Origin of the sequence: Pseudoalteromonas sp. Cn5-37 (genome assembly GCF_021532495.1) — a bacterium.
Taxonomy (GTDB): domain Bacteria; phylum Pseudomonadota; class Gammaproteobacteria; order Enterobacterales; family Alteromonadaceae; genus Pseudoalteromonas; species Pseudoalteromonas simplex.
The window spans coordinates 1-23333 of sequence record NZ_JAKGBA010000018.1 but is presented as its reverse complement, the minus strand read 5'-3'; the positions used below and the strand labels follow the sequence as shown (position 1 = coordinate 23333).

Genomic DNA, 23333 nt, shown 5'->3' with positions numbered 1-23333 from the left:
TTTATGCTCCTTTCTCGCTTCGCTCTGCGATGATACCTGCGCTTTGCTCTTGTAAAATCAACAGCATGTTTTTAGAGCGCGTGTTAAGAAGTGTGTATAAGAATACTGTAGGGATAGCCACAACCAGACCAAGTACCGTTGTTACAAGTGCCTGAGAAATACCACCCGCCATTAGTTTAGGGTCACCTGTACCAAACAAGGTAATTGCTTGGAAGGTGTTAATCATACCGGTTACCGTACCTAGTAGACCAAGTAGTGGTGCTACCACAGAGATAATCTTAATTAGCGTCAGGTTACGAGTAATTTTTGGCATTTCACGAATGATTGCTTCGCTTAATTTAAGCTCAAGCGTGTCGTACGCTACATCTGGGTACTGATCTTTCACTTTCATTACGCGACCAAGAGGGTTGTCATCACGTGCCACTGTGTCTTTAAGCTGACGACGGATTTTGCTACCCATAATCATCAGAGATACAAAGCGCTCAAGTGCAATTAGTAAAGCGATTAAGCCAATACCTAAGATAATGTAACCAACTGTACCACCTTGATGAACTTGCTCCTCAGTATCTGGTGCTTGAACTAAAAGACCTAAAATTGAACCGCCAGTTGGGTCAAGTGCAAACGGTACAACACCTGAGTTTGCTTGTTGTAAATCAGCAGCCGTTGCTGTGTAACGGCTGCTAGGCTGACGCGTAAGCTGGCTGATTGTATTTGTAGCTGGTGTGTACTCTAGGTATTTACCATCAGCGATTAAGTTAAATGCACCAACGCGCACCACTTCTTTTTGTGCTTTGCTGCCACCTTCGACGATAACATCTGTTGTAAAGCGAGATACTTTACCTTGCTCAGTCATTTCGCGCTGTAATTCAAACCATACTTTTTCGATATCATCGATAGAAGCAAGCTTTGACGTTGAACCCATTTTTTGTGCCAGCTCATCCATGAAGTTACTACGACCAGGAAGCTCTGCAGAAACAACTGACGTCATGAATTTATTGCTTGAATCACCCGCTACTTGTTGTAACACACCGAATAGCTCTTTAAGTGAACCCATGCGGTTTGAAAGCGTGTCTGTTAAGTTAGCTAGCTTTACTTCGTTTTCTTCAAACTGAGTTTCTAAGCGCTCCGACTCGTTAAGCATTGCAGTACGTTTTGCTTGTGTATCTTTGAGCATTTGTACTTGTTCGTTTTGACGCGCCATGAACTCTTGTTCACGTTGTTTATTTTCAGCGCTTTGCTGTGCTTTACCTTGCTCTAATGTTTTTAGTAATGAGTCTAAATCCATTGGCTCAGCTGCTAGGCTGCTACCAGCAAAACCAAGGCCAGCTGCAAACACGGCCATTTTTGTCATTTTCGTTAATAATTTCATCTCAAACCTCTTATTCAGCAGCGTGGACTGGCAGTGTTAACATATCTGGGGCAAGTTGCTTACGTGCAATGCGTAAACCTTTGTTGATTTGGCTGATTGCAGAATCTGGTAATTCAACAAACGATTTTGTTTGTGTATCCCAGCTACCTGCTTTTTTGCCGTCGCGTGTTAAATAAATAAGTTCTAAACGACCGATGCGTAAGAAATCCACTTCGCGCTCTTGACCATCTACGTTAAGTAATGCTGTGTACGCTTCGATAGTGCGACCGTAATCTACTTCTACTTGGTAAGCTTCAAGTAAGCGGCGGAATTTTTCACTTGAAGTAATGTCTGCGCGGTCCATCATTTCTTTTAATGATGCAATACGGTTGCTACGTTCTTCAGTTAAGAAAGGCACGTCTAGTGCAACGAATTGCTCAAGACCTGTGATCATACGCATCATTAACGGCGTAATTTGACGCTCAATAACTGATACCTGATCCATTGACTCGTTTAACGCGTCCATTTCTGCAATTTGGTTGTTTAATTGCTTAGTAAGTTGCGCGTTATAAACAGTTAAGCCGTCAATTTCTTTATTAAGGGCTTTGAATTGTTGTAAACGACCTTGCATTGAATCTGCAATCTTGTCGATTTTAGTTTGTGATTGCGCTGCAGATTTGTTTATCTCGCTGCTTTTATCAATTACTTTATCTAGATCGTTTGCATGTACTGCTGCAGATGCCGCTACAATACCTGCTAAAATCAGTGGTTTAACGCCTTTCATCGCATACACCTTTACTCGTTAAGTTAGCTTAATTTGCTAGTTGGGTTGTTTTATTGTGCGAAAGGATAACGATGAAAAATGACAAGCATGTTGCGCAAAAAATACAAAAATATGACAGCTGTAACAATTAGTTTATATTGCGCAAAGATAAGTCAAAAGTTGCAGGGTTTCGGGAACTAAATATGAGATGTTATTTGCTGATAAGTACTTTGCCAGTCTTGATAATTAACAGGGACAGCAGCATAGAGCCCTTTATTTTCAAGGACTAAAGACGGAAAGCCTTGAATTGGTAAGTTTCTCGCTTGGTTTATTTCGTCCATAAGTAATGAATTTATTTTTTCACTTTCTATTTCTTTAAGGAATGCGTTTTTTTCTAACCCTATTTGCTCAGCAAGGCTTGCAAGGGTGCTGATGTCAGATGGATTCTGTGCATCTAGGTAGTAGGCTTTTTGAATGGCATAAAGCATCTCTTGCTCTTTATTTTGCTGCCTTGCGACAAGCACTGCACGGCATGCTGGGTAAGTAGAACGGCGCGGTTGCGCGGTATGCCAAAACTCATGATTAAATGGTGTGCCAAGTTGCTGCTCAATGCGCTGCCATGTTTGCTGTAAAAACTGCTGCATTTCTTTTCGCATTGGCTCATCTGAATCAGGCGCAAGGCCACCCACTTTATATTCAATAGCAAGTTTGTCGCCAATGGCTGCTTGAAGCTTTAACCAAGTTTCTCTGAAGCCCCAGCACCAACTACACATTGGGTCATAAACATAAATTAGCTTTGCCATTTAATTAACCTCACTTAAACCTGATACAACTAGATTGCGCCCTTTTGCTTTGGCCTTATACAAGTTTTCATCAGCATGCTTAATTGCTTTACTAAATTGGCTTCCCCTTTCGAGGCTGGCAATACCAATACTGCAAGTTATAGATATAGATTGCCCAACATCATAGGGGATCTGTTTTTGAGCAACAAAAGCGCGCAACTTTTCAGCTACAGAGTGTGCAATTGTTAGCCCTGTTTTAGGTAGCAAAATAATAAACTCTTCGCCGCCATAGCGTGCTTTTATATCGGTTCCTCGCAGTTTATCGTGCAACATAGAAGTAAATGCAATAAGTACTTGATCACCAAAATCATGGCCATAACTATCGTTGAGTGACTTAAAATTATCTAAATCAATTAATAATACCGACATAGGTAAGTAGTTTGCCGCTTCAGCTTCAAGGCGGGGTTGAATATGTTCATAAATATAACGACGATTAGCAAGGCCAGTAAGTGGGTCGGTTAATGCATCGCGCTTTTCTATTAAGGTAATACCAGCAATTTTTTGATGGCTTTTTTGTCTAAAGTATTCGCTAATCGCAGCGAACAAAATTACTAAACTAAAGGACGCTAAAAAGCGTGAAGTTTCAACTTGCCCATAGTGTGCTTGACCAAAATTAGGGCTAAACAGCAGTGCAACTGCACTAGCATACATAATCCCAACCAATACACTGCCCACTTTTAACCCTAAGGTGACATAAGCCACAATGGGGTAAAACATTAGCCAATATAAAGCAGTATTCTCTTTACCGCCGGTGTACACTAAGGCCATACAAAGCAATAAGATAATAGATAAAATAATGCAGCTAACAGGCACCAGAGCACCTGTGCGAAAGTAATACAGCATGCACAGCACGATGGTTACGTCACTCACAACCAACATAATAGTTAATGGTAAAGCGTAAATTTGATAGTTAGATAACACCAACGAAGTGATTAAAACAATGGCAAAAAAAGCCATGGTAAATAAGGTGAAGGCACGGCGCTGTTTATCCGCCGTGTCGACACTGTTTAAAGTAATGGCATTAAGCCAGTTTTGATCCAAAATTGCAGTCTCTTAACAACTAAACTTTAAATTTGAGCACTAATTTTTCGAGCTCATAAAACTGTGCTTTTAATTTTGTACACTCGTTTAAGGTGTTATTCAGATTGCTCTGGCCTTGATTAGAAAGCTCGCTAATTGAGTGTATGTCACTGTCTAAACTTTGAATGACTTGGTTTTGCTCAGTCGTGGCATTTGCAACACTGTGGTTCACCTCATCAATTGACTCAATGGCACGAGTTACTTCAGCCATTTTATCGCCTGCTACATATGCTTGTTCAACACTCTTTTCGCTATCACGAATACTTGCCGTCATTACTTCAACCGCAGACGCAGAGCCTTGTTGTAACTGAGAAATTGTGTCTTCGATTTCTTGCGTTGATTGCTGTGTACGATGCGCAAGTTGGCGTACTTCGTCGGCGACAACCGCAAAGCCTCGACCCGCTTCACCCGCACGGGCAGCTTCGATTGCGGCATTAAGGGCTAGTAAATTAGTTTGCTCACTAACCCCTTTGATCACTTCAAGCACTTGGCCGATGCTTACGGTGTGTGCATCTAAACTATTAATGGTTTTTTGCGCCTGCTCCATATTACGAGATAAAGCATTAATTGCCGTTAAATTATCAGCTAATGCAGATTGGCTTTGTAATGATTGGCTGTTAGCACTGGTTGCTAAGGTTGACGCATTACTTGCACTATTTGAGATTTCTACCGCACTCGATGTCAGTTCATTGATTGCAGTTGCTACGTTATCTGTACGCTTTGTTTGGTCAGCATACATGTCGAGCGTGCCTTGCGTTTGATTAACTAAACTCTCAACTAAGCGCTCAAGCTCAACGGTGGTATTTTTAACTTGCTCGATTGATGTATGAATCTTCTCGATGAACGCATTAAAGTAATGGCTCAACTCACCAAACTCGTCATTATTTTCAACTTCAAGACGACGGGTTAAATCCCCCTCGCCTTGTGCAATATCCTTAATTGCATCGTTCAAGCGCTGCATTGGGCGCATTAAGTAACGAAGTAAAAACTGCATCATCAGTACAATCGCGACAATACCTAACAGCATATAAATAGCTGCCATATTTCTAAATGAGGCAACCGATGAATAAGCTATTTCCTCGTTAATAACTACACCTAAATACCAATCAACGTTTTGAATACCTTTAACCTTGGTAAACGATACTAATTTGTCTGAGTCATCAATTTGAACTTCAACGAACTCAGATTGAAGCGATAAGTCTTTGCCAAATAAGTCACGCATGTTTTTATCGATAAACTTCGTTTCTGGGTGGCTTAAAATATGCCCTTCGCTATCAAGTAAAAAGCCATAACCAAACCCTAAAAAGTCAATTTCGTTGACGATTTTGGTAATCGTTTTCATGTCGATGTCGGCACCCGCAACACCACTAAACACACCGTTTGCTTGCATTGGCGCTACAGCAGAAATAGTTAGTTCATTGGTAGTTACATCAATATAAGGGGCTGTAAACGCAGTACTGCTTTTATTTTCAACAAGTTTGTACCATGGACGTTTGGTAGCATCGTAATCAGGTGGTAAAACAACCGATTGATCATTCAATACAAAAGTGCCATCAGTGATACCAATATAGGTATTTTTAAAATCACCTGCTTTGTCGGCTGTGTTTAGTTGTTTAAGTGTTAACTCTTTACTATCACCTAGCTGATAGGTGTCTGCGACAGACGAAACAATCGCTAATTTAGCGTTTAACCAGTTAGCTATATTTTGCGATACTGATTGAGAAATCTCTTGCAGAACAAGCGAAAGTTGTTCCTGTGTTTGACTGCGCATAGAGACGAAGTTATTGACGGTAAATAATCCGAGCACAATCACTAAAACCAGTGATGCAGCCGCAGTTACCTTGGTGGTAAATTTCAAAGTGCTTTTGGAGCTTTGCATGACAAACCTATTTGTTATTTTTTTCGTTGTTAGCACTTTTATATTTAACAAATTTAAAGCCATTTGTCTTATAAAATTAAGCTAAAACTAGGAAATCGTTACTTATAATTAAAGTACGCTTTCTTTATAAATCAATTACTTTATTAGCGGCAGCACATTCAACTTATAAAGCCACATTAATAAAAAGCAGCAAAACACCCCTTGGAACGTTCCTATAAATTACCGCTTTAATCACCCCTGAATACGTATTCATTAAATCATTCTGTCATCTAATTTTATTGGCTAAAGCAAAAAATGGCACAAAAAAAACCCGCAACTCTGTGCGGGGTTTTTATTAATAGTTATTTTTAGCTGATGCGTTTTTTCCAGCTATCTGCTAAACGTACAACGTTTAAGCCATACCAAGCGATAAAAGCATAACAAATCACAGGTACAAAGAAGCTTTGTTGAATGTTTACTGTATCAGCTACCACACCTTGTACTAATGGTACTAAGGCGCCACCAACGATTGCTAAACATAACCAACCCGAACCTTTACTTGTGAGTGAACCTAGGCCTTCAATAGCAACAGAGAAAATAGTCGGGAACATGATTGAATTGAATAAACCAATCGCAAGTACTGAATAAAGCGCCACATCACCTTCAGTGAATATAGTCACTAACAGCAATACAATAACCATCATGGCATTAAAGAATAACGCTTTTGAAGGCGCAATCTTTTGCAATACTGCAGAGCCAATGAAACGACCCACCATTGCACCGCCCCAATAATAAGCAATTAGGCTTGCCGCCGCATGCTCTTCAAGGCCAGCAATGTGCGCTTCGCCAAAGTAGTTTACTAAGAAGCTACCAATTGAAACCTCAGCACCGACGTAACAGAAGATACCTACAACACCCATCATTAAATGAGGTGCTTCAGCTAGGCTGTGGCCTTTCGCTTTGCAGTCTTGCTCTTCTGTGTGCTCTGCAATCACGGGTAATTTAAAGAAGGCAAATACTACAGCAATGGTCAGTAGTGCAGCTGCAAGCATAAGGTAAGGCACTTTGACAGATTCAGCGGTGGCCGCGTTTGCAGCTAGTGTGCCTGCTGTACCAAAGAATAAAATACCACCCACATATGGACCAACTGTGGTACCGAGTGAGTTAAGTGCTTGAGCTAAATTTAAACGTGACGACGCCGTTTTTTCAGGACCTAACGCCACAACGTACGGGTTAGCAGATACCTGTAATACGGTAATACCTGCCGCTAATACAAATAACGCACCTAAAAATAACCAGTACTCATGTACTACAACCGCTGGGTAAAATAACATACAGCCAATTGATGCTACGACTAAGCCAGTTAGTACACCATTTTTGTAGCCCATTTTTTTAACCAACATACCCGCTGGTAGCGACACAATAAAGTAAGCACCAAAGAAACAAAACTGAACCAGCATTGCTTCTGTGTAGGTTAAATCGAATACCCCTTTTAAGCGCGGGATCAACACGTCATTTAAAACTGTAATAAAACCCCATAAAAAGAACAGGGTTGTCATTGCTGTCAGTGGTAGCAGGTAGTTTTTATTTTGCTGCGAACCATCGGCGACAAACGATTGGTTTGTATTTATTTCACTCACGTGGTTTTCACTCCGTTAACAAGTTACCTTTGATTCTACACATTGAAGTAAAAATAGCACAAAGATTTACTAGGAACGTTCCAATATTTTTATTTCCTGCTATAGTTGCAAGATGTACACAGATTTATTAATAACGCATGGCCACAGTTAACTTTAAAAGCCCTGATTTTCTTAAGCAGCATATTCAAGATACCCTTGCTTTTTATCACCCCCATTGTGTTGATCATTCAGCCCATGGCTTAGCTGGCTTTTATCAGTTTTTTAAAAATAATGGCGCGATCTACGATAAACACACTCGCCATTTAGTCTCGAGCACCCGCTTTGTTTTTAACTATGCAATGGCGTACATAGAGTTTAAAGAGCCAGAATATTTAAGCCTCACTAAACATGGTTTAGCTCACCTTGAACATGCGCATAAACAAGCATCTGGTGGTTATGCTTGGCTTATTGAGCAAGATGATAACGGCAAAGTAACCGTGTTAGACGACACCAATCATTGCTACGGGCTTGCCTTTGTTATGCTTGCAAACGCAGTAGCCTTAAAAGCAGGGGTAAACGACTGCAAAAATACCCTTTCGCAAGTTTGGGATTTATTAGAGCAGCACTACTTTGAACCCCAGCATAATGCCTATTTAGATGAGCAAAATGCCGATTTTAGCTGTGCAGATGACTATCGCGGCCAAAATGCCAATATGCATTTATGCGAAGCCTTACTGATGTGTTTTGAAGCAACCAACGAGACCCGTTATTTAAAACGTGCTAAACAACTTGCCGAAACTTTCACAGTAAAACTGGCTGCACAGAGCCAACAGTTTGTCTGGGAACACTATTCTAAAAATTGGCAACTCGATTTAGATTACAACAAAGATGACCCGCAGCATTTATTTAGACCTTGGGGATTTCAACCAGGTCATCAAACTGAGTGGGCAAAACTGTTACTTATTTTAAACCGCCATATTGATGAACCTTGGCTGGTAACGCGCGCTAAAAGCCTGTTTGATGAAACCCTTAGGATTGCATGGGATCAGCAACATGGGGGCATTTTCTATGGCTTTGCACCAGATAAACAAATTTGTGATAGCGATAAATACTTTTGGGTGCAGGCCGAATCATTAGCCGCAGCAGCCCTACTCGCTGATGCCACAAATGACGAAAGCTATTGGCAATGGTACGAAAAAATTTGGCAATACAGTTGGCAACATATGGTAGATCACCAATATGGTGCGTGGTATCGCATTTTATCAGCACAAAACCAACCCTACAGTGACGAAAAATCGCCAGCAGGCAAAACCGACTACCATACTATGGGTGCCTGCTACGAAGTATTAAGAACCTTAACCTTGAGGAATGCATAATGAGTTTAGTGTGTTTTGGCGAAGCATTAATCGACTTTTTATCAGATGGTAAACAACCAGAGTCATTTACCAAATACGCAGGTGGCGCACCTGCCAATGTGGCTGTTGCAGCAGCAAAACTAGGCCTAAACACCAGCTTTTGCGGTATGCTAGGCGATGATATGTTCGGTCACTTTATTAAACAAGAGCTTGAGCAGCATGCGGTAAACACTGATTACTGTACATTCACCGATGCGGCTAAAACAGCAATGGCGTTTGTATCACTCGATGAAAATGGCGAACGCTCGTTTAGTTTTTATCGCCCACCAGCTGCCGATTTACTGTATCGAGTGGACGACTTTGAGCATGCAATGTTTGCAAATCACGCCATCATGCACGTATGCAGCAACAGTTTAACTGAGCACAATATCTATCAAACAACAATTTATGGTTTAACGCAGGCGAAAAAAGCAGGTGCAATTTGTAGCTTTGATATGAATCTGCGCGAAAACCTGTGGCCAAGTATGCGCCATACGCTTGATAGAATGTGGCATGTTATTTCTCTGGCAGATATCGTTAAACTCTCATTTGAAGAGCTTGAGTTTTTAAATCAAAGAAGCCATCAAGAAATGCCACTTGAGCATACTATTGATGCCATTTTAAAGGCCGGTGTAACCTGTTTGCTAGTTACCAATGGCGGCGAAGCAATCAGCTTTTATCACGCAGACTTTAAAGGTCAAGTTAGCCCACCAGCTACAAAAGTAGTTGATACCACAGCCGCAGGCGATGCGTTTATTGGCGGCATGCTGTCAAAGATTGGCCAGCACTGTGAAAACAAACAAAGTTTTAAAGCGTTTTGTCAAACCCCAGCTAACATCGAACAAACCATTGCTTATGCAGCTAAAGCTGGCGCTTTTGCTGTAAGCCGTTATGGTGCATTTGCGTCTTTACCAAGCGCAGCCGATTTAGCCTAGAACTTTGTTTAGGTTGAGTAATAAGCCCAGTATAAAGTAGTTTATGCTGGGCTTCTTCGCTATTGGTCAGTTTTACATTTATCGATCATTGGTAAATACCTAAACACCTTCATGTTTGGATCGATCACCACATGATCCCCCGCTTTTAAAGCAATGCTAATCTCGCCATTTTCAACATAATAAGTTTGCAACGAACCGTTTATTTGCACCGGAACTGGCATAGGGAATGGCTTATCTTGCAAAGAGTTTTTGTTCCATTTCAGCGTTAAGCTGTTAGCTGATTGAATAACATCAAGTTCAGGTAATTGAGCCTGTTTTAAATACACATCAAACAGCCAGCTATAATCTTTCGCCGTTAAGCGGTTAACAATAGCAATAAACTCATCGGTATTTCGATATCGCGGTGAAATTGGGTAAGCTAATTGCTTGGTGTCGTTCACCCCATAAAGCAGCTCACGGGTGGCTTGCCAAAATAACTCATCACCAATTAACCAGCGTAAGGTATGTAAAGTCCAACTGCCTTTGCCATAAATATCAGGGTTGAATGCTTGATCTGAGGTTATGTCGCCATCAAGTACAATGGCCTGACAGTTTTTAAGCCCTAAATACGACTTATACATGCTGTGGTTATAGGCCGCTTCACCGAATTTATACAAGCTATAACTTGGCTGCATGTAACTGCCAAAGCCTTCGTGTAGCCATGCATCGTTGAGTTTTTCATGGGTCATTAAATTACCAAACCACTCATGAGCTAACTCATGCTGTAATAACCAATCATAACCGCCAGCATCACGCTTATATTTTTTACCATAAGCATTGATCGTTTGATGTTCCATACCTAAATGCGGTGTTTCAACAAAGCCCAGTTTGTCATTCCCCCATGGGTAAGGCCCTAAAAAGCGCTCAAAAAACGCGACTTGAGAACGCAAATCCTGCTCTATTAGCATCGACGCTTGCTGTGTGTGTTTAGCAAGTGCCCAAAATTCAATCGGAACCTCAGTGCCATTAATACTAGTATAACTACGCTCAATACGTTGATACGGGCCTATGTTCAGGGCAATGTTATAGTCGCTTGCAGGCACAGATAGCAGCCAATCAAATTGTTGTTTGTTTGCTCCGACTGGTTTTACGCTTTGCAATACCCCGTTGGTTACTGCACTTAAGCCATTTGGTACCGTGAGCCTTATGCGCATGCTATCGGCTTTGTCAGCAAAATGATCTTTACAAGGCCAGAATAAATCACAACCTTCGCCCTGCACTGCGGTAGCTATCCACGGCTCGCCGCTTTCTGTTTCAGCAAATACAAACCCGCCATCCCAAGGCGCGTTTTTAGCAATATGGGGGTTGCCCTCATAGGCCACAGCAACACTTACTGTGCTACCCGCAGGGTATTGCTTAACTAAATCAATGTTTAGCACACCTGCATTGCGGGTATAGTTAAGTGTTTTATCGTCTGAGGTAATTGCAGTGATTAAAAACCGGCTATCAAGTTTTAGTTCAACAAATTGGCTTGCAGATAGCATTTTAAACTGCGTTTTCGACACCCCTTTAATGCGTTTATCATCAGGAAACACTTCAAGTGATAAGTCGTAAAATTGCACATCGCTTTTCAGTGCAACTGCCGATAATGGCTGACCGGTATCACCAACTCTTGGCTCAAGTGGCAAAGGTTTAACACTACAGCTCGCTAGAATGGCGGTCATAGCAACGGCTGACACGCTTTTAAATAATTGAGTTACCTGCAAAACATCTACTCCATGTTGTTATTTGTATTATTAAAATATGACATAGGTTAAAAGTTAAAACTGTGCTTTGCGGTGAATAACTTGTTACAAAAATTCAATCCGTTTAATACAGCAACATTGGTCAGAAAACGGCTTTCATGGTATGTTTTCTCCTAATTTTAGAAAAAGGAATTCATGCTATGAATAATAAGCTTCTTGCTGGGGGCGCAATTGCGATTGTTGCAGGTGCGTTGTTGTACTCACAAAATAAAGCCAGTGTTGATGTAGATTTACCTGAGCTTGCCTACGTACCTGCCGATACGGCAGTTTTTTATGGTCAACTTAAACCGTTTCCGTACAGCAAATACTTTGCGCTTATGCCAGATGCAATGAAAGGCACGAGCGATTTAACGCCCATTATTGCTGAGCTTAAAACAGTTGATGATAAGAATGCCCTATTCCTTGCATCACTGATGGAAAAATACCAGCAATCATTGAGCTCTTACGATGCCTTCAAATCGATATGGGGCTTTGGTGATGACTACAAAGGCATGATGTATGCGCAAGGTTTAATGCCGATTGTGCGTTTTCAGGTCGCTGATCAAAGCAGCATTATCAATAGCATTAAACAATCTGCTGATGAAGCCGGTATTGCTTATACTACGGAAAGCCTTGAAGGCGTAAGTTACACGCGCTTTGCGATTGAGCTTGAAGGCTTAGATAACTTCAACCTAATTGCATCAACTCACAATAATTGGGCTACCTTAACGCTGACCACTGCGCTTTCTAATGACCAAGACTTACGTATAGCCCTTGGCGTAGAAAAACCGGCTCAATCACTGGCTGAAACTAAAAAACTACCTGAGCTTATTAAAACTTTCTCACTTGATGGCAATTCGGTTGGCTTTGTTGATCATCAACGTATAGCCAATGCTGTGACAGGCAAAGAAGACTCTCGCTTACACCAGATGCTCAAAGAACTACTTGATAGAGCCCAGCAAGCAAATGCGTTAGCAATGATTTCAACACCTGAGTGTCAAGATGATATAGCAGCCATAGCCGCTAAATGGCCTGCAACAGTATCAGGCACAACAAGAACACGTATTACCGCCGACTACGCCGATTTTGACGTAAAAGCAGTATTGCAAAGCACAGATCAAGACTTACTAAATACCCTACAAGCTGTGCGTGGTTTTGTACCAAAACATACCACCGGGCTTGACGGGCAAATGATGAGTGTTGCCTATGGTATTGATGTTGCAAAAGTACTGCCACTGGCCAATACACTAACCGGTGCAATTAAGTCAGCTGAGTTTAACTGTGGCCCAATTGTCGCACTACAAAATGAAATGCAAGAAGTGAGCACTGCTGGCCTTGCTATGATGTCGGGCTTTGCTAATGGCGTACAAGGTATGAGTGTCAGCGTTCAAGACGCTGCACTTACTATCGATGACTACAACGGCCCACAAATAGACAAGCTTGATGCCATCGTTACCCTATCGGCGACTGATGCCCATGGCTTGTATTCAATTGCGCAAGGTTTTGTACCGCCCCTTGCTAACATAAAACTACCAGCCAATGGTGATGCAGTACTGATCAATGAATACATTCCATCGCCTGTGCCACTTAACTTTGATATAAAAATGGCACTTAAAGGCAATAATATTGTGATTTTCACGGGTGATAAGTCAGCACAAATCGCCGAAACCTTAGAGTCGCAAAGTGTCACTAAAAATGGCTTTGTGAACATGGCATTCGACGTACAAAAAATCTTATTACCTTTACTTGATACAATTGCATCAACGGGTCAATTAAGTGATGAAGAAATGGCTGAGCTTGACTCCCTTCGCGACCAACCTGTCGGTGTTTATTTTGCCACAGACATTACCGATAACGGCATCGGCCTTGAGAGTAACGTACAAATTACTAAAAAGTAATTTTGAGTTTGAATCTAAAAAGAGCGCTATTTAGCGCTCTTTTTTTGTTGCCATTTAAGTGAGTTGTTGGTGTCTCGACTATTACAGATGGTGTCGTTAGAACTCTCAATACCACCGAGTTTGGCAAGTCGGTCGTACAGCACAACATTGCAGGTTGCAGCTAGGTTCATACAACCTATGGTTGGTACATAAACCACTTCATCACACCATTTCAGCACGTCTTTACTCACCGAGCCATCTTCAGGGCCAAACACATAAAATGCGTTTTCAGGGTGCTTAAATTCAGGCAGCGGCGTTGCACCTTCAACAAGCTCAATCACCACCGTTGTGGCACCTTCAGGCTTTGCTTGCTCTAGGGTTTCAACTTGCGTGAGCGGAATATGCTCAAGCACATTTTTAGTATCGGTATGGTACTTATTAGCGCGTAAATAGCGGCTACCAGTAAAAAACACCTGCTTGGCGTTGTAACAACCCGCAGCACGTAGTACGCCACCCACATTGGTTGGGCTTTTTGGGTTTAACAGGCCAATGATTGCTTTAAGGGCGCTCATTAATCAATGTCTCTGGTTGGCCATTCGGCCACGTAAAGGTCAAAGTCATCAAGGTCTACGTCGCAGTCTTTCACTGTTTTGTCACGCACAGAAATACCCAGCTCATGCATCATGTCTTTGCTGCCACCGTTCAGTAACGGGTGCCAAGACGCAAGGCCACGGCCTTCGTAAAGGCGACGGTAGCTACAGCTTTGCGGCATAAAAAAGATATCTTTTAGGTTTTCTTTAGTGAGCTTTACACATGAAGGCACCAAAGTTTGGCGGTTCGCATATTCGCTACACCCACAGGTGTCGTTGTCTAGGTATTGGCAAACGATATTAGTGAAAATGAGTTCTTCACCCTCGCGAAGTTGATCCGTTGCGGTAAATTCATCTTCGTCTTCGCTGTCGATAAACGTGTTTAAACAACATTTACCACAGCCGTCACAAATGGCTTCCCATTCGGGTTGTGACATTTGCTCAAGCGAGCGCTTAAGCCAAAATTGATCTTCTAACATGGTATTACTCAAAGCCCCTAAACAGCGCGCATTCTAGCGTAAAGCCAGCATGCGCGCAAAGTTTAGCGAGTTTGAGCGATTACTTTTGCTCGTTAACCCAACGCTTAATTTTCTCTTCAAGAATTGGCATCGGTAATGCGCCATCAATCAGCACTTGCGTATGGAAAGCTTTAATATCGAACTTATCGCCCAGTTCTTTGCTCGCGTAGTCACGTAGTTCTTGAATTTTGAACTGACCTAACTTGTACGACGGCGCTTGGCCCGGCCATGCAATGTAACGCTCAACTTCGGCAATAATGTCGCTTTCGGCCATAGATGAGTTCGCCAACATGTAATCAATACCTTGTTGACGTGTCCAGCCTTTTGCGTGGAAACCAGTATCAAGCACTAAGCGCATTGCACGTAATTGCTCATCTGATAAACGGCCGTACCACATGTAAGGGTCGGTGAATAAGCCAAGCTCTTTACCTAAACTTTCTGCATACAATGCCCAACCTTCTGCAAATACCGTGTAGCCACCGAATTTACGAAACAGCGGTAGTCCTTCAATTTCTTGTTGCAAGGCAATTTGAAAGTGGTGACCCGGTGCGGCTTCGTGGATAGACAAGGTTTCAAGCAAAAACTTAGGCTGTGCTTTTAGGTTAAAGGTATTGATATAGAAAATACCTGGGCGTGAGCCATCTGGCGCTGGCGACTGGTAAGATGCACCCGCAGCAGATTCAGCGCGGAAATCTTCAACTGCTTTTACAACGTATGGCGCTTTTGGCGCAATATCGAACATTTGCGGCAGCTTAGCATCAATCTTTTCTTTTACAGCTTCGTACGCGGCAATTAACTCTTCTGGCGTATCGTAGTAAAACTCATCTGAGGTTCTTAGGTGTTCAAAAAACGCTTTTAAATCGCCTTCAAAACCAACAGTCTCTTTGACTTTTTTCATCTCAGATAAAATACGCGATACTTCGCTTAAGCCAATGTCATGAATTTCATCGGCGTTTAGGCTAAGCGTTGTATGCTGTTTAATTTGATACTCATACCATGCTTTACCATTTGGTAGGTCGCTGTAACCAATGCTTTCACGGGCATTTGGAATATATTCATTCGCTAAAAAGTCAGCCATTTTTTGATACGCAGGAACTAAACGCTCGCTGATCATCGCCGTGTACGCGCTTGTTAGCTGTGCTTTTTGCTCGTCGCTGAAAGACTCAGGTAACTGAGCAATTGGCCCCCAGAATAATGACTCTTCTGGTTTTTCTACAATATGAGTTTGAAATTGCGGTAATAGTTTTTCAGCAAGCGGCTTAGGAAGAACCACTTTGTCTTTCATGCCTTGGCGCATTGATTGCTCAACACTGCCTAACCACGCGATGAAACCATCAGCACGTTTTTCAAATGCTTGATAATCTTCCACCGTGTTAAAAGGTTGTGCACTTTGCCCAGAGCCTAACGCAGCAAAGGTATTATGTGCCCCGCCCATTTGGTTAATTGGCATTAAGTAACTTGGAAATTGAGCACCTTCAATCGCAAGGTCTAAATCGCGTGCTAGAATTTCGTAGCTCAATAATGACTGACCCTTTAATTGCGCTTTGTCGATAATTGCTAATTTATTTTGGTATTCTTTAACAAAATTAAGCCGCTCGTCGCGGTTGGCTTTACTAATGGGTGCAATAAATTGATCGTTAAATTCACTACGGCCAATGTAAGTGCCGCTAACAGGGCTAAACTTTAAGCCTGCTTCAAAGTAATCTGCTAGTAATGTATCAAGTTGCTCTGTGGCTGACGTTGCGCTTGGTGCTTGTTTGCTTACTGCCTGCGTTGTTTTTTCGTTGCTTGGCGTTGATTCATTACAACCAAGTAATGCAAACATCACTGCCGAACTAAGTAGTGCTAGTTTTACGTTTTTCATTCTTTCCCTGCCCTTATATTAAGTACGCGTAAATTATGAGGGTTTAGTTCCCTATTTAGCAAGTATCGCTGCAACTTATCGCAGTTTATTTACACTTTGTAAGCTGATTGCTAGAGTGGCGGCTCGACTTACCAATTTTGAATAAAAATGAAAAAGACAGCTCTTGCTATTAGCCTAGGCCTAGCTTGCCTAACCTCTTTAAATACCTACGCAACAACCTACTTATCGGCAAAAGCCATGGTAGATGTAAATTCAGGTAAACTGATTAAATCACCACTTATTAGTATAGATAATGGTCAAATTACAGCTGTGCAAAGCAATAAACAGCCAAACTTAAAAGACGGCGATAAGCACATTCAATTACCAGAACTGACTTTGCTGCCGGGTTTAATGGATATGCATGTGCATTTAACGAGCGATCCTACCGTGCCGCGCACTGAGCGAATTGGTCAATCGATTCCGCGTAAAGCAATTAAAGCGGCACACTTTGCCGAAAAAACACTGTATGCAGGTTTTACAACGCTGCGTAACTTAGGCGCAGAAGGCTACAGCGTGATTGCAGTACGCGATGGCATTAATGCAGGCGATATTATTGGCCCGCGTATTTGGGCGGCTGGCCCGTCTTTAGGTGTTACTGGCGGTCACTGTGATAACAACCGTTTACCACCAGAAATGAAATACACCGCCGAAGGTGTTGCTGATGGCCCATGGGCAGTGCGCGCTAAAGTACGGGAAAACATTAAGTACGGTGCTAATGCTATTAAGTTTTGCGCTACAGGCGGGGTATTTTCAAAAGGCACAAAAGTCGGTATTCAACAATATAGCCAAGATGAAATGAACGCCATTGTTGACGAAGCTCATTTACGTGGCCTAACCGTTGCAGCCCATGCGCACGGTACCAGTGGTATTAAAGCGGCCATTGTTGCCGGCGTAGACAGTGTTGAGCACGTTAGCTTTGTCGATGACGAAGCCATTAAACTTGCGAAAAAACACGGCACTTGGTTCTCAATGGATATTTACAACACTGAGTACACCCTTGCCTTTGGTGAACAAAATGGGGTTGCAGAAGAAAACCTCAATAAAGAACGCCAAGTATCTAAAAAGCAACGTGATAGCTTTAGCCGCGCAGTAAAAGCAGGTGTAAACATGGTATTTGGTACCGATGCAGCGATTTACCCTCATGGCGATAACGCAAAGCAGTTTTCGCGTATGGTTGAATTTGGTATGACACCGCTGCAAGCATTGCAGTCTGCCACCATCAATAGTGCCAAACTAATTAAAGCTGATAATCAACTTGGGCAAATCAAAAGCGGTTTTTTAGCCGATATTATTGCCGTTAAAGGCAACCCGCTTGAAAACATTGCAGTACTTGAAGATGTACAATTTGTAATGAAAGACGGTAAAGTTTTTAAATAAGCGACAATGTTGGCTTTGCACTTGCAAAGCCAACCACACCTCATGTAACCATTTTGAAAACAAATTTACCAACAAAAAACACACCCGTTAAAAAAATGTATCTAGGTTAAAAAAATACTCATAATGGTTAAATAAAACTTGAAATGAAAATGTCTCGCATTATCATTGCCGAAAAATTTCGACAATTACCTATAATCATGACATATAAATATTCAATTTTAGCCCTAGCCTGCTTAAGCGCATTCAATGCAAACGCCAACGATTTAGACTCAGTTGAACGTATTACCGTTTACGACAAACAAAACCGTGTGGTACTTGAATCTGGCCTTGCCACAAAGTCAAATATGACCCTAATGGAAACACCTGCACCTGTTGTAGTTGTTGATCAAGAGCTTATCAACTCGCAAGGCGCAACTAACTTACAAGACTTAGTGCGTAACATCAGTGGTGTAACCCAAGCCGGTAACAACTATGGTATTGGCGATAACTTAGTGATCCGCGGTTTAGGCGCTAACTATACTTACGATGGCATGTATGGCGGTGCAGGCCTAGGTAACACCTTTAACCCTACACGCTCAATGACCAATGTTGAATCTGTAGAAGTACTTAAAGGCCCTGCAACAGGTTTATATGGTATGGGTAGCGCAGGTGGTGTTATCAACCTTATTGAAAAGAAACCACAATTTACTGAAAAACACACGGTAAATGCAGAACTTGGTCAATGGGATAGCTACTCATTAGGCTTTGATAGCACAGCAGCATTAACCGACAACCTTGCTTATCGCGTTAACGCAAAAACCGCTCGCAGCGATGGCTACCGCGACTTAAAAGACGACCGTGATGAAATTTATGGCGCGTTAAAATACGTATTAAGCGACAAACAAGACATCATGATTTCTGCCGCTTATATTAAAGATGCCATTGCCGTTGACTCAATTGGCCACCCTATTCGTATTTTTAACAGCGACTCAGTGAATGGCAAAACCGCAGGTGAAGTAACCGCCGCCGATTTAATTAACGACGCAACTGCACAAGGCCTGCAACTAACCGAACAGCAACGCCAACAATTAGCTGACTCACTGGCAGCAAATGATGGCCTAACACCTTACACTTTTGGTCATAACGGTATCATCTCGCCAATGGCGAATGACAACGAAGGCGAAGAGCTGCGCTTTAAGTTAACCCATAACTACTTTATTACTGATAATTTATTTTTAAATCAGCAACTTCAATACCGTAATTACGAATCGAGCTTTGCCCGCCAAACGGGTGCTTATAACTATGTTTATTGGAACCGTAATGGCGTAATCAATGCCGACCCGCGCGCTCCTTTAGTGGTTGATGACGTACTTTACCCATTTGCAGCGCGTCGCCAAGAATACCGCCAAGTAGAGGCTGACGAAAAATCATGGCAATACTTTGCTGACTTACGTTATGACTTTAGCTTTGCCGGAATCGATAACGAACTACTTGTAAACGCCAACTACGAAGACCGCGATATTCGTTTTAAACAATACTCAATTTACGATGCCGACAAGGTCATTAAAAACAAAGATGGAGAGGTAATTTACCAAGGTCAATTACCTTACATTTTTGATATTCGTAACCCGAACTGGGGCGAAGGCAGCTTTTACGACTACGATCCGCTAAATACCAGCGATTACAACAAAAAGGTTCAAGCTTGGGGTGTGGGTATTCAACATGTTGCCTATATTCACGACACTTTCACAACCCGTGTAGGTGTTGCGTTTAACCGTATTAAACAAAGCTACGAACACTTTGGTGTTGATGCGCGCTACCGTGCTAGTGCCGCCGAGCCAACGCCAGAAGCAGATACATCAGACAGCGGTATGACCTATAACCTAGGTGCAACTTATAAACTTAGCGATGATATTTCGTTCTTTGTAAACCACTCTAAAGGCCGCACAGCCTACAGTGTACTTGGTAGTGTGTCAGGTAACGAAGCGGACCGAGATGACGCCGAGTCAGTCAGTAACGACATTGGTATGCGTGTAAAAGCATTTGACGATCAACTACTGGCCTCACTTGTGGTATTTGATAGTGCTCGTACCAACCTTGAGTATGCCAACCCAGAGTACGAAGCCGGTGTATCTGATGCCTCAGTACCAAAAAGCTTTTACGATGGGGAAGAGCAAACCAAAGGTGTTGAGCTTGATTTAAATGCCGATTTAAACGAGCAGTGGAAACTTAATGTAAACGCGGTGTATCAAGACGCCCGCGATAAGAAAAACCCTAACTCATCATCTTTCGATACTCGTCAAAAAGGTGTGCCTTATGTAACAGCAAGCAGCTGGTTAAGCTATGACGCTAAATGGTTTGATTTAGCCGAGCCACTGACAATTAGCGCAGGCGTACAATATGTTGATGACCGCAGCACAAACTCAACCTCGTTTGGTATACCTGATGGCTACGTACCAAGCTACACGGTTTACGACGCCGCCATTCAATACCAAACAGATGATTGGAAACTACAGTTAAACCTAAATAACTTGTTTAACAAAACCTATTACTCAAAAGCAATGTTCTTAGGCGGAATGCCAGGTGAAGAGCGTAATGCTAAATTAACTTTTAGCTACACACTGTAGTTGTGAATTGATTGCAAAAAGCGCGGCTTAGTTAAGCCGCGCTTTTTTGTTTGGATTTTTGATATTAAACATAAGATGATAGATTATAAATGACAGATAATTTTGAGGGATTTTGTGAATTTTAAGGCAATTTTTCTAGTTGCAATGCTAGTTTCATTTAAAGGAATCACAATGGAAAACACATACTTCACATGGGCGGAGTTCTCTAAAAATTATAACGATGAAATTAATAGTGCAGATTCTGTTAATGCACTACTAGCGGAATACTGCAGGAGTTAGATAGGCTTTCAGTAATTTGCTTCAGTGCTTCCATGGATAGCTCTCTCCTAATTAATAATAAATTTATAGTTCGCTGGCACTGTTGAACATGGTGAAAACAGCCAACTATGAATTTACCCTCTTTATTACCTTGTTATATACCTTTTACTTATGTGTCCCTATTTTAGGAAGCTGTATTTGTAATATCACAAATGCAGGAATCAACGGTAAAAATGCCAACCAAGATAATGGAGTAACAACCCAAAAACAGATAAACCAAGCTTCTGCGATAATTAAAAGAAGTAATTTATTAACGCGCTTGAAAAGCATGCAGTCACCGATAGCTAATAAAGGTAAACCAAAACATAACGAGCCAAATAAGACTATAAATGGCTGCGGAGCCTCAATTTGAATGTTTTTTATCACAGAAAAGTAAAATTCGTTGCCATAGCTAAATAACAATGGGCTCATTAGTAAAAGCGCCCAAACTGCGCTCCAGTTAGCATTACGCTGATGCTTAGAGTGGATTTTATTTTTTTCTTGAAGCTTGCTCAATGCATCCATTTAACTCAGGCTCTCTCTAAGTAGATAACGAAAAACTGTCTGCTACTATGTTTGGTTAAAATTAGTCACGAGAGCGCACGCCAAGGTTTTGCGTCCCAACGAGCGGTAGCGAGTGCCATAATTTGTTTGTTATAAGGCACTACTAACTACCAGACAAATCACAATAAAGAGGATTACCACGAAAGCTTGCTTTAGATCTGACTTCGCTTTTTTAATATAAGGGTCTAGTTCTGGTCGATAAATGCTATAATTATCTGGTTTTCCGAAAATCAAACCCCAAAACTGGTCAAAGTATTTCAATTGGTTCTCGATTTGCTTAACAAGTCCCTCTTCTCCAAGAGCTTTATTAAACAACTGACCTAAACTTATACTAGCCCTTATCCAAAGCCCAAATCCAATGCTAAAAAATAGAAAGAAAAGAATAATTTCCAAATCATTGTTCCTTATAGCACATTAGTAAGGAGCTGAAAATTCTTGGCTAAAAATCAGCGACGAAGGAGCACAAGCCAAGCTTTAGACGTCCCATAAATGATTGCTTTGTTATGTTTCGTGCATATTTTCACAAAAACTCTCAGTATATTTAAACCCTTTACTTACTTGAGCTGAATCACCTAACGTAAATAACGCACCATCTTCAATGATTACATCAAATTTTATAGTTAAGTTTTGAGCTAAGGTAACACCTAAATTTTTTGCCCGCTTCCTTATTTGAGCGAAATCAGCTTTAAAATGGCAAGTTAACTCACCACAGCAGTATATATGATTTTTTAAAAAGCTTAATTTCACCGTTACCAGAGAGTTTAAATTACTTAATGAAGTAACTTGCACCCCATAATTATTTTCGAAATCTTTGCCAGTAAAATAGTTTACGAATAAGTCATTAATGGTTGCGACTTCAGGTTGCATAATTTTTTCAAGAAAAATAACGCTCGCATTTGCGGCTGGTTTGGAGCGCAGCGGAAAACCAGTCCGACAACATGCGCTTGTTATGAAAGTACTACAAAAAAGCTGCTAACTGAGCCAGCAAGCCACTTGCTATCATGCTGCCAGCGATACCTTCCAACAAAGATCTAACCGTTTTTAAAGATTCCTTTACAATCACTGGTTTTGGTTTAGGTGAAGCAATCTGATGTTCAATTGTTGCGATTTCGGCGCACAGCTCGTCTTTTTCTGCTGAATTTAACTGTAATCCATCTACCTGCCCTTTAAGTGCTTCGATAAAACCAGCCAACTGCTTCAAATCCATGTTTACCGTTAGGGTCTGAGTAGCATTCGGTGAATCTTGTTGCAATTGAGAGTTTTGCATACTACCAATATTATTAGTTACATGATATGTAACGGTATGTGCTGACTGTTTCTCTTTTTCTGTGAAGTTCATCCCTTCTCCCAATACTCCTTGCGTTTCAAGTTGCAATGCCCAGTCGAGCACTTTATTTCTAACAGCATCCAAGATTCCAATGACCTCAGTATGAGGCACTAATAGTGAAGGCTGCAAAGGAACATTCATGCGCTCCATTAGCCAGTTAATTATGTGTTGAGGGTAAGGCATATATAACCCCCCTGACGCATCCTTCGCTACCAGTTCATCTAACTCACCAATAGCTTGAGAGTTCTTTCGGCTGGATAATTGGTCGGCCATCTTTGGGTCACCGAAATTCAATGGTTGCCAACCATGGTATGGGTTCCAAATCTTTGGAGTTCCGTAAATCATTCTGTAGTCAGGAATTATATCCTCTTCACGAGGGTATCCATTTAATTCATAATTAATCCACTCTTGTATCTCCGAGATATTTAGCTTTCGAGATATGACAAACGCCTTTCTTAGTAAGTCGCTTACCCTTACATTGCGATCGAGAGCATCTCTTTGTAGTTCCAAGACCAGTCCAGTCACTCAGTATTTCTCCTGATTTCATAACATTTTAGTATTTATGCGACACGCAGTTTGTGTTGCATAATCGCTTGTTGGACTGAGCCGCTACCTACTCGGTGTGTCAGAGTTGGTGTTGTTTATGCTATGGGAATTTGCTTTTTCTGGCCT

The 23333-nt window shown here is 41.6% G+C and carries 19 protein-coding genes; 5 read left to right on the top strand and 14 right to left on the bottom strand.

The window, feature by feature from the left end; translation table 11 throughout:
* Position 1 precedes the first annotated feature (1 nt).
* The 6 genes from L1266_RS16455 to L1266_RS16430 all read right to left on the bottom strand — a co-directional run bounded on the left by L1266_RS16455 (position 2) and on the right by L1266_RS16430 (position 7531).
* Complete coding sequence (locus tag L1266_RS16455) at positions 2 to 1369, bottom strand: MotA/TolQ/ExbB proton channel family protein (RefSeq protein WP_235377944.1); 1368 nt, start codon at positions 1367 to 1369, stop codon at positions 2 to 4.
* A 10-nt stretch (positions 1370 to 1379) separates the two neighbouring features.
* A complete protein-coding gene (locus tag L1266_RS16450; protein WP_235373357.1) occupies positions 1380 to 2132 on the bottom strand; it encodes a DUF3450 domain-containing protein in 753 nt (250 codons plus the stop codon).
* Positions 2133 to 2308: 176 nt separating this feature from the next.
* A complete protein-coding gene (locus tag L1266_RS16445; protein ID WP_235373358.1) occupies positions 2309 to 2914 on the bottom strand; it encodes a DsbA family protein in 606 nt (201 codons plus the stop codon).
* Positions 2915 to 3994: a diguanylate cyclase gene (locus L1266_RS16440; protein ID WP_228482467.1), complete on the bottom strand. Its 1080-nt coding sequence runs from the start codon at positions 3992 to 3994 to the stop codon at positions 2915 to 2917. It lies immediately after the preceding gene.
* 19 nt (positions 3995 to 4013) lie between these two features.
* Positions 4014 to 5912, bottom strand: coding sequence for a methyl-accepting chemotaxis protein (locus tag L1266_RS16435; protein WP_235377943.1), 1899 nt, complete (start codon positions 5910 to 5912; stop codon positions 4014 to 4016).
* A gap of 347 nt (positions 5913 to 6259) precedes the next feature.
* Positions 6260 to 7531: a sugar MFS transporter gene (locus L1266_RS16430; RefSeq protein WP_235377942.1), complete on the bottom strand. Its 1272-nt coding sequence runs from the start codon at positions 7529 to 7531 to the stop codon at positions 6260 to 6262.
* 137 nt (positions 7532 to 7668) lie between these two features.
* Here L1266_RS16430 and L1266_RS16425 point away from each other — a divergent pair, with 137 nt between their 5' ends.
* Positions 7669 to 8886, top strand: a complete 1218-nt coding sequence (locus L1266_RS16425) for an AGE family epimerase/isomerase (RefSeq protein ID WP_199528968.1) — start codon at positions 7669 to 7671, stop codon at positions 8884 to 8886.
* Positions 8886 to 9839: a carbohydrate kinase family protein gene (locus tag L1266_RS16420; protein ID WP_235377941.1), complete on the top strand. Its 954-nt coding sequence runs from the start codon at positions 8886 to 8888 to the stop codon at positions 9837 to 9839. Before L1266_RS16425 ends, L1266_RS16420 begins: the two co-directional genes overlap by 1 nt.
* A 59-nt stretch (positions 9840 to 9898) precedes the next feature.
* On the opposite strand, the gene L1266_RS16415 is transcribed toward L1266_RS16420, so the two are convergent.
* Positions 9899 to 11584 (bottom strand): M1 family metallopeptidase, encoded by a 1686-nt coding sequence (locus tag L1266_RS16415; RefSeq protein WP_235377940.1) that lies wholly within the window; start codon positions 11582 to 11584, stop codon positions 9899 to 9901.
* 179 nt (positions 11585 to 11763) lie between these two features.
* Here L1266_RS16415 and L1266_RS16410 point away from each other — a divergent pair, with 179 nt between their 5' ends.
* Positions 11764 to 13500, top strand: coding sequence for a hypothetical protein (locus L1266_RS16410; RefSeq protein ID WP_235377939.1), 1737 nt, complete (start codon positions 11764 to 11766; stop codon positions 13498 to 13500).
* 26 nt (positions 13501 to 13526) lie between these two features.
* On the opposite strand, the gene L1266_RS16405 is transcribed toward L1266_RS16410, so the two are convergent.
* The 3 genes from L1266_RS16405 to L1266_RS16395 all read right to left on the bottom strand — a co-directional run bounded on the left by L1266_RS16405 (position 13527) and on the right by L1266_RS16395 (position 16451).
* Positions 13527 to 14051 carry an RNA methyltransferase gene (locus tag L1266_RS16405; protein ID WP_235377938.1) on the bottom strand — a complete coding sequence of 175 codons (525 nt, stop codon included), beginning with the start codon at positions 14049 to 14051 and terminating at the stop codon, positions 13527 to 13529.
* Entirely contained in the window at positions 14051 to 14548 is a 498-nt protein-coding gene (locus tag L1266_RS16400; protein ID WP_054552059.1) for a YcgN family cysteine cluster protein, read from the bottom strand. Before L1266_RS16400 ends, L1266_RS16405 begins: the two co-directional genes overlap by 1 nt.
* Before the next feature lie 79 nt (positions 14549 to 14627).
* Positions 14628 to 16451 carry a DUF885 domain-containing protein gene (locus L1266_RS16395; RefSeq protein WP_235377937.1) on the bottom strand — a complete coding sequence of 608 codons (1824 nt, stop codon included), beginning with the start codon at positions 16449 to 16451 and terminating at the stop codon, positions 14628 to 14630.
* Positions 16452 to 16598: 147 nt separating this feature from the next.
* Between L1266_RS16395 and L1266_RS16390 the strand changes: the two genes are divergently transcribed.
* Together L1266_RS16390 and L1266_RS16385 are read left to right on the top strand one after the other, a co-directional pair.
* Positions 16599 to 17867 carry a Xaa-Pro dipeptidase gene (locus tag L1266_RS16390; protein ID WP_235377936.1) on the top strand — a complete coding sequence of 423 codons (1269 nt, stop codon included), beginning with the start codon at positions 16599 to 16601 and terminating at the stop codon, positions 17865 to 17867.
* A gap of 197 nt (positions 17868 to 18064) precedes the next feature.
* Complete coding sequence (locus L1266_RS16385) at positions 18065 to 20473, top strand: TonB-dependent receptor (protein ID WP_442960612.1); 2409 nt, start codon at positions 18065 to 18067, stop codon at positions 20471 to 20473.
* A gap of 423 nt (positions 20474 to 20896) precedes the next feature.
* Here L1266_RS16385 and L1266_RS16380 read toward each other — a convergent pair whose 3' ends face one another.
* From L1266_RS16380 to L1266_RS16365, 4 genes are all read right to left on the bottom strand, one after another.
* Positions 20897 to 21295 (bottom strand): hypothetical protein, encoded by a 399-nt coding sequence (locus L1266_RS16380; RefSeq protein ID WP_235377935.1) that lies wholly within the window; start codon positions 21293 to 21295, stop codon positions 20897 to 20899.
* A 129-nt stretch (positions 21296 to 21424) separates the two neighbouring features.
* Positions 21425 to 21727 carry a hypothetical protein gene (locus tag L1266_RS16375; protein ID WP_235377934.1) on the bottom strand — a complete coding sequence of 101 codons (303 nt, stop codon included), beginning with the start codon at positions 21725 to 21727 and terminating at the stop codon, positions 21425 to 21427.
* 108 nt (positions 21728 to 21835) lie between these two features.
* On the bottom strand, positions 21836 to 22201 hold the full coding sequence (locus L1266_RS16370) for a hypothetical protein (protein ID WP_235377933.1): 366 nt from the start codon (positions 22199 to 22201) through the stop codon (positions 21836 to 21838).
* Between the two features lie 91 nt (positions 22202 to 22292).
* Complete coding sequence (locus L1266_RS16365) at positions 22293 to 23186, bottom strand: AbiTii domain-containing protein (protein ID WP_235377932.1); 894 nt, start codon at positions 23184 to 23186, stop codon at positions 22293 to 22295.
* Between the last annotated feature and the right edge of the window lie 147 nt (positions 23187 to 23333).

Excerpts from the sequence above, each read along its gene's own strand:
- L1266_RS16455 (WP_235377944.1), bottom strand. The coding sequence starts at position 1,369 with ATGAAATTATTAACGAAAATGACAAAAATGGCCGTGTTTGCAGCTGGC.
- L1266_RS16450 (WP_235373357.1), bottom strand. The coding sequence starts at position 2,132 with ATGAAAGGCGTTAAACCACTGATTTTAGCAGGTATTGTAGCGGCATCT.
- L1266_RS16445 (WP_235373358.1), bottom strand. The coding sequence starts at position 2,914 with ATGGCAAAGCTAATTTATGTTTATGACCCAATGTGTAGTTGGTGCTGG.
- L1266_RS16435 (WP_235377943.1), bottom strand. The coding sequence starts at position 5,912 with ATGCAAAGCTCCAAAAGCACTTTGAAATTTACCACCAAGGTAACTGCG.
- L1266_RS16425 (WP_199528968.1), top strand. The coding sequence starts at position 7,669 with ATGGCCACAGTTAACTTTAAAAGCCCTGATTTTCTTAAGCAGCATATT.
- L1266_RS16420 (WP_235377941.1), top strand. The coding sequence starts at position 8,886 with ATGAGTTTAGTGTGTTTTGGCGAAGCATTAATCGACTTTTTATCAGAT.
- L1266_RS16410 (WP_235377939.1), top strand. The coding sequence starts at position 11,764 with ATGAATAATAAGCTTCTTGCTGGGGGCGCAATTGCGATTGTTGCAGGT.
- L1266_RS16405 (WP_235377938.1), bottom strand. The coding sequence starts at position 14,051 with ATGAGCGCCCTTAAAGCAATCATTGGCCTGTTAAACCCAAAAAGCCCA.
- L1266_RS16400 (WP_054552059.1), bottom strand. The coding sequence starts at position 14,548 with ATGTTAGAAGATCAATTTTGGCTTAAGCGCTCGCTTGAGCAAATGTCA.
- L1266_RS16395 (WP_235377937.1), bottom strand. The coding sequence starts at position 16,451 with ATGAAAAACGTAAAACTAGCACTACTTAGTTCGGCAGTGATGTTTGCA.
- L1266_RS16390 (WP_235377936.1), top strand. The coding sequence starts at position 16,599 with ATGAAAAAGACAGCTCTTGCTATTAGCCTAGGCCTAGCTTGCCTAACC.
- L1266_RS16385 (WP_442960612.1), top strand. The coding sequence starts at position 18,065 with ATGACATATAAATATTCAATTTTAGCCCTAGCCTGCTTAAGCGCATTC.
- L1266_RS16380 (WP_235377935.1), bottom strand. The coding sequence starts at position 21,295 with ATGGATGCATTGAGCAAGCTTCAAGAAAAAAATAAAATCCACTCTAAG.
- L1266_RS16370 (WP_235377933.1), bottom strand. The coding sequence starts at position 22,201 with ATGCAACCTGAAGTCGCAACCATTAATGACTTATTCGTAAACTATTTT.